Raw genomic sequence first — 4,959 nt, 5'->3', positions numbered from 1 at the left:
TAAAGAACCCTAATTCCGATTTAGTTAATCTATCGTACAAAATCATCCGGGTGTTCTGTAAGCTTATAAAACAAAAGTAGTTTATAGTCAGAAAGTTATAAAAATCATCGGGTAGAGTAGTAAATTTCATATTTGGCTTATATAAAAGTTTTCAAACCATTATAGTTTTCTGATTTCAGAAATGTTGAAACATCCCTTTGTTGTTTTTAAAGTAGAGTTTTATACGATATATTATACTTCCATAGTCTAACCTCCAATATCTGAAATGAATGTTTTAGAAACCCCTTCGCACATGACTAGTGTCATACTAAGAATATTAATCGAAGATACATAAAAACATATTTCATTTCTTGCATTTATAAATTGATCATTTATCTACTAAACACCTTTCGAGGTATTGCATCAGCTACTCGTTTTCAATAAATTTCTTGCATTTATACTTATTTAAAAGTGAGTCTAAAATCTGGGTATTTTCAATTTCATTACATAAAATCGCTTGTTCATATAATTAATTGTGCATTTCCTTATATTCGACTTCAAAAAATTTTAATAATACCATAAAAAAACATAACTTTGTTTCAGGCTTAAATGAAAAGCATTTAAGTGCCTAACGAATAGTTCGACACTTTCAAAATACCCTACATTATTGTATAATGTAGGGTTCTTTTTTGTTTTACCCTTTTAATCTTCATTCCTTTTAGCAACCATTCTAATAAGCAATAGAGCAAAGCTTATTACTTATTAAAAATCTCACTAATAACTACACTTGCCTCTCGTATCATTACTTATTATCTCTTTATAAGATATATTATGTATCGTATTTGCTTTTGCAACAATTAATTATCCTTTTAAGGCTAGTAACTAGTTTAAAATAGTTTAATTTTTAATTAGCTAGCAGAATATACAGCCTACAGAAAGCGCTGATATAATATCAAAAAATTATTTAAGTGGAGTCGATATGTGGTACTGTCGTAAAAGTCAAGTTTTGAAATAGTATATTCTAAATATTTCGATTTTATTTTTTTAATTTTGGACTACTGAAGGAGTATCAGCTTTTAAGCTGGTACATTTTGGGTAGTCCCACTTGTTGGGACTATTTTTTTAGCCTCACTTTCAAGTTCTTTGATATTGTTGGCATAGTGCATCGGATTATATTCTTCATTGCTTTTCCAGATTGTAAAGCTAAGGATAAGCAACTTTTTTTGAACCGCAACATAACCCTTCATCTTAATTTGTGTTCGTTCATAAACTCGCTTAAACAGAGCTTGACAGGACGGTTCTCCGTATCTGACAGCATTGAAGGCAGGTAAAAATAAAATTCGTCTGATTCTACTGTTACCCTTTTTCGAGATTTTTGTTTTCCCTGCCCGTTTTCCTGATTGGTTTTCTACCACATCATAACCAGCGAAGCTAACTAGTTGACGAATATTTTCAAAGCCCTCAAAACCGTTAGTTTCTGAAACTAGTGTTGAAACAGAAAGTAATGCTAAACCTTTGATTTTACATATTTTCTCAATTTTAGTTTTCAAAACTTGGTCTTTGTCCAAAAGTTTTTCTATTTCTTTTCCAACCTGTTGAATCTGTTGCTTATAGAGTTTGATTAACTTTTCTAACTACTTGATAATGAATTTATTACTAATTTAACTATGTAAAATAGCATGTTTTTGATTTTCTGATTGATTCTTCAACTCTTGCAACCGCTGATGCTGACGAGTGAGCATCCTGAGCGAATAAATAGCTTTTGATAAAGGTTGCCATAAAGTTAGGTTTTGTTCTAAGCCCATTTGGGATAACCCCTTGGCATCTATCTTATCGTTTTTAGATTTATGACCAAGGCTTTTTAAATAATGTTTGGCTTTATTGGGCAAAACAATGCTCGCTGCTAAGTCATTTTGAAATAGATACCAGGCTATTTGTTCATGATAAACCCCAGTGGACTCCATTACAAAACGGACAGGCAAACTTACGTCTTTGCAATGTTTTTTAACCCAACTTAGCAAACTATCAAAACCAGTAACTTTGTTATTTACCTTACAAGTACCTTTGATGGTAACTTTGCCGTGGCTATCAATGACTGAAACACAAGTTTGTAAAGTGTCTTTACTGACATCTATCCCTACACAATAACGTAATAAAGTAGCTGAGGTTTGTAGTTGCTTGCTCATAGTCAGAGTGATTTTGAAGTGAATTTTCATCTCACAGCTTTTCTGTATCGACAGCCGCCCTAATTTAGCACATAAATACAGGATTGTTGCTTAAAGCTACATCCACAGGTATTGTCGAATTTACTGAGAAAAACAGGGTGAACAGATAAACCAGCGATACAACATCATTTAATAAAAAACGTGTTTGCGGCGAACCCAGAGCTGCTGCTCACCCCTGTCAAATTGGATTTAAAAATTGCACTTTTTCCAACAATTTCAATGAACTATAAAGATATGAGCGGCGAACCGTCCTATCTTAGAAACTATTGAGAACCGAAATATCATCGCTGATAAAGCATATGTCGATGAGAAATTAAAGCAAAAATTACTAAAAAATCAGAATTCACAAATCATTACACCTGTCAAAGCGACAAAGGGTATGCCAACAGTTTTAAAACAGTTTGACCAAGCCTATAATGCCTTATTTTCAACAGCTGTATCAAAAATAAGGCAATCCGTTGAGTCATTTTTTAATTGGTTACAACAAGTAACAACCATTCAAATCGCATCAAAAGTCAGGTCAAGTAATGGACTAATTGTCCATATCTACGGAAAAATTGCCGCCGCTCTTTGTCTATGGATAAATTTTTAACCCCTTATTCGCATAAATTATTAACTATTGAAAATTCTAGGATAGCATTAAGCAAAGTGTTTATGTGATAAATGTTCATATCCCTAAATAGATAGAATGGATTTCTAGAGCATTGTACAATAAAGTCCACAAACTTCAAATTATTCCTTTTTGGTTAATATTTTATAAAATGGGATATAGCCGAACAAAATTTGACAAAAGAGGTTTTGATGAATCGGAATATAAGAAATATTTTCATCGTCATCAATCCGAACACATCCGCATAAAATTGCGGTGTATTTTATTATCAAGGTAAAGAATTTAAGGAAATACCTCAATTCCTTGATGTTCATTGGCAAAGTGTTCGTAAATATATAAACGAATACATTGCCGGCGGGTTTGACCAAGTCTGTAAGAAAGTTGTGCGAAAACAGCCAACACTTCTTACAGAAGAACAAGCGCTTGCCTTTAAGCAAGTTATTCTACAAAATCGTCCCTTTGAGGTAGGCTTAGAAGGGAATATTTGGACGGGTAAAATCATGCAAATCTATCTGAAGTCCACCTATGGGGTTGATTATAAATCAGGTATCTATGATTTATTAGAACGTTTAAATCTAAGCCATCAGAGAGCCCATTTTGATTATGGGAATGCTGATTCGGACAAACAAAAAGCCTTTGTTTCTGACTTAAAGAATCAACTCCTTGAGGCAGATGAAAAAACAGTTGTATTGATGTATGATGAATTTTCGATAAGTGAACGCCCTACATCTTATTACGGTTGGGCAGAGAAAAACCCCACCCTTTGGTAGTTACTAATGAAAAAAACGTTCGAGAATCAATGGACTCTTAGCCATAGAGCTTTTTGAGGGAGAATCCTTTTTCCAAGCCCATAAAGTTGCCAAAGCAGAGCAAATTGCACAATATTTTGCCGATTTAGCCAGGCATTATCAAGTCAATGGAATAGAAAATGTAATTGTTTTTCTAGATAATAACCGCACCCATAAAAACAAAATGAAAGCATTGTACCATCAATTAACAGAAAAAGCTACCATTGAACTTGATTTTAGATACATAGCACCTTATTCTCCTAAACTCAATTTAGTGGAATATGCGATACATATTATAAGACAAAAAGTTACACATCATGCTGATTGTAAAGCCTCTTTACAAATGTTTGAGGAGTATATCAAAGTACTAACTAATCAAAAAATATTTAATAAGCACCCAATAATCAATATACTAGAACATATTGAAGCGCTCGTTAAATAAATTTAATATCAATCACCCGAATGGGAATAACTAATTGAATAAAAGCTATTATAGAGTCCCTTCTTCAGTTAATATAGGGCCTTGCAGACCAGGCTCTATTAAGAAGTAAAATAAGTGTACTTAATTATTAGCCAATTCTTCGTCAGATTGATACAAATTTTCTAACACAGTTCCCAACTCAATGATGTGATAAAACCACTTTTAGATCTTTCTCAAACTAGCTTTGGATATATTGAGTGAATTTACTTTCATCGGCTCACAATGTATTATTCTATGTATGATATTTGTCGCATAGGCCTTTTTAAAAGATTACTCTTATTAGGCTTGATAATAAGATACCTTAGGTATTTTATTTAACCGAGTTACAGTCTCCTCAACAGAGCGGAGCCTTGTAAAACGAAAAAAGCCACTCTTTTGGAGCGGCTTCTATTCTACTTTGTAATATTTTGGGGCTTTTTTACTTTCCCGCATTGATCGAGGCGCGTAGTCCGGGGCGCAGCCTACAGTATCCTCAACGGTATTGAGTCTTGTAAAACGAAAAAAGCCACTCTTTTGAAGTGGCTTCTATTCTAATTTGTAATATTTTGGAGCTTTTTTACTTTCCCGTATTGGTCGCGACGCGTAGTCCGGGGCGCGCAGCCTGCAGTGTCCTCAACGGTACTGAGCCTTGTAAAACGAAAAAGCCACTCTTTTGGAATGGCTTCTGTTCTTCTCTATAATATTTGGGAGCTTTTTTACTTTCCCGCATTGGTCGAGGCGCGTAGTCCGGGGCTCGCAGCCTGCAGTATCCTCAACGGTACTGAGTCTTGTAAAACGAAAAAAGCCACTCTTTTGAAGTGGCTTCTTTTCTAATTTGTAATATTTTGGAGCTTTTTTACTTTCCCGCATTTGATTGCAGTATCATCAACGGTACTG

Annotated in this window: 5 protein-coding genes; 3 read left to right on the top strand and 2 right to left on the bottom strand. The window is 34.0% G+C overall.

Annotated elements, in window-relative coordinates; translation table 11 throughout:
- Nucleotides 1-1,055: 1,055 nt before the first annotated feature.
- Together QM481_RS24735 and QM481_RS24730 are read right to left on the bottom strand one after the other, a co-directional pair.
- Nucleotides 1,056-1,529 carry a transposase gene (locus QM481_RS24735; protein WP_283383784.1) on the bottom strand — a complete coding sequence of 158 codons (474 nt, stop codon included), beginning with the start codon at nt 1,527-1,529 and terminating at the stop codon, nt 1,056-1,058.
- Between the two features lie 111 nt (nt 1,530-1,640).
- A complete protein-coding gene (locus QM481_RS24730; RefSeq protein ID WP_283383783.1) occupies nt 1,641-2,165 on the bottom strand; it encodes an IS110 family transposase in 525 nt (174 codons plus the stop codon).
- Nucleotides 2,166-2,457: 292 nt separating this feature from the next.
- Between QM481_RS24730 and QM481_RS24960 the strand changes: the two genes are divergently transcribed.
- The 3 genes from QM481_RS24960 (at nt 2,458) to QM481_RS24715 (ending at nt 4,044) form a co-directional block, all read left to right on the top strand.
- On the top strand, nt 2,458-2,796 hold the full coding sequence (locus QM481_RS24960; RefSeq protein WP_374760929.1) for a hypothetical protein: 339 nt from the start codon (nt 2,458-2,460) through the stop codon (nt 2,794-2,796).
- Between the two features lie 401 nt (nt 2,797-3,197).
- Nucleotides 3,198-3,584, top strand: a complete 387-nt coding sequence (locus QM481_RS24720) for a winged helix-turn-helix domain-containing protein (RefSeq protein WP_283383781.1) — start codon at nt 3,198-3,200, stop codon at nt 3,582-3,584.
- 25 nt (nt 3,585-3,609) lie between these two features.
- Nucleotides 3,610-4,044 (top strand): transposase, encoded by a 435-nt coding sequence (locus tag QM481_RS24715; RefSeq protein WP_283383785.1) that lies wholly within the window; start codon nt 3,610-3,612, stop codon nt 4,042-4,044.
- Nucleotides 4,045-4,959: the final 915 nt, after the last annotated feature.

This window comes from Flectobacillus rivi (assembly GCF_030056655.1).
Lineage (GTDB): Bacteria > Bacteroidota > Bacteroidia > Cytophagales > Spirosomataceae > Flectobacillus > Flectobacillus rivi.
The sequence above is the reverse complement of the archived record's forward strand: the minus strand, read 5'-3'. Positions and strand labels throughout refer to the sequence as shown.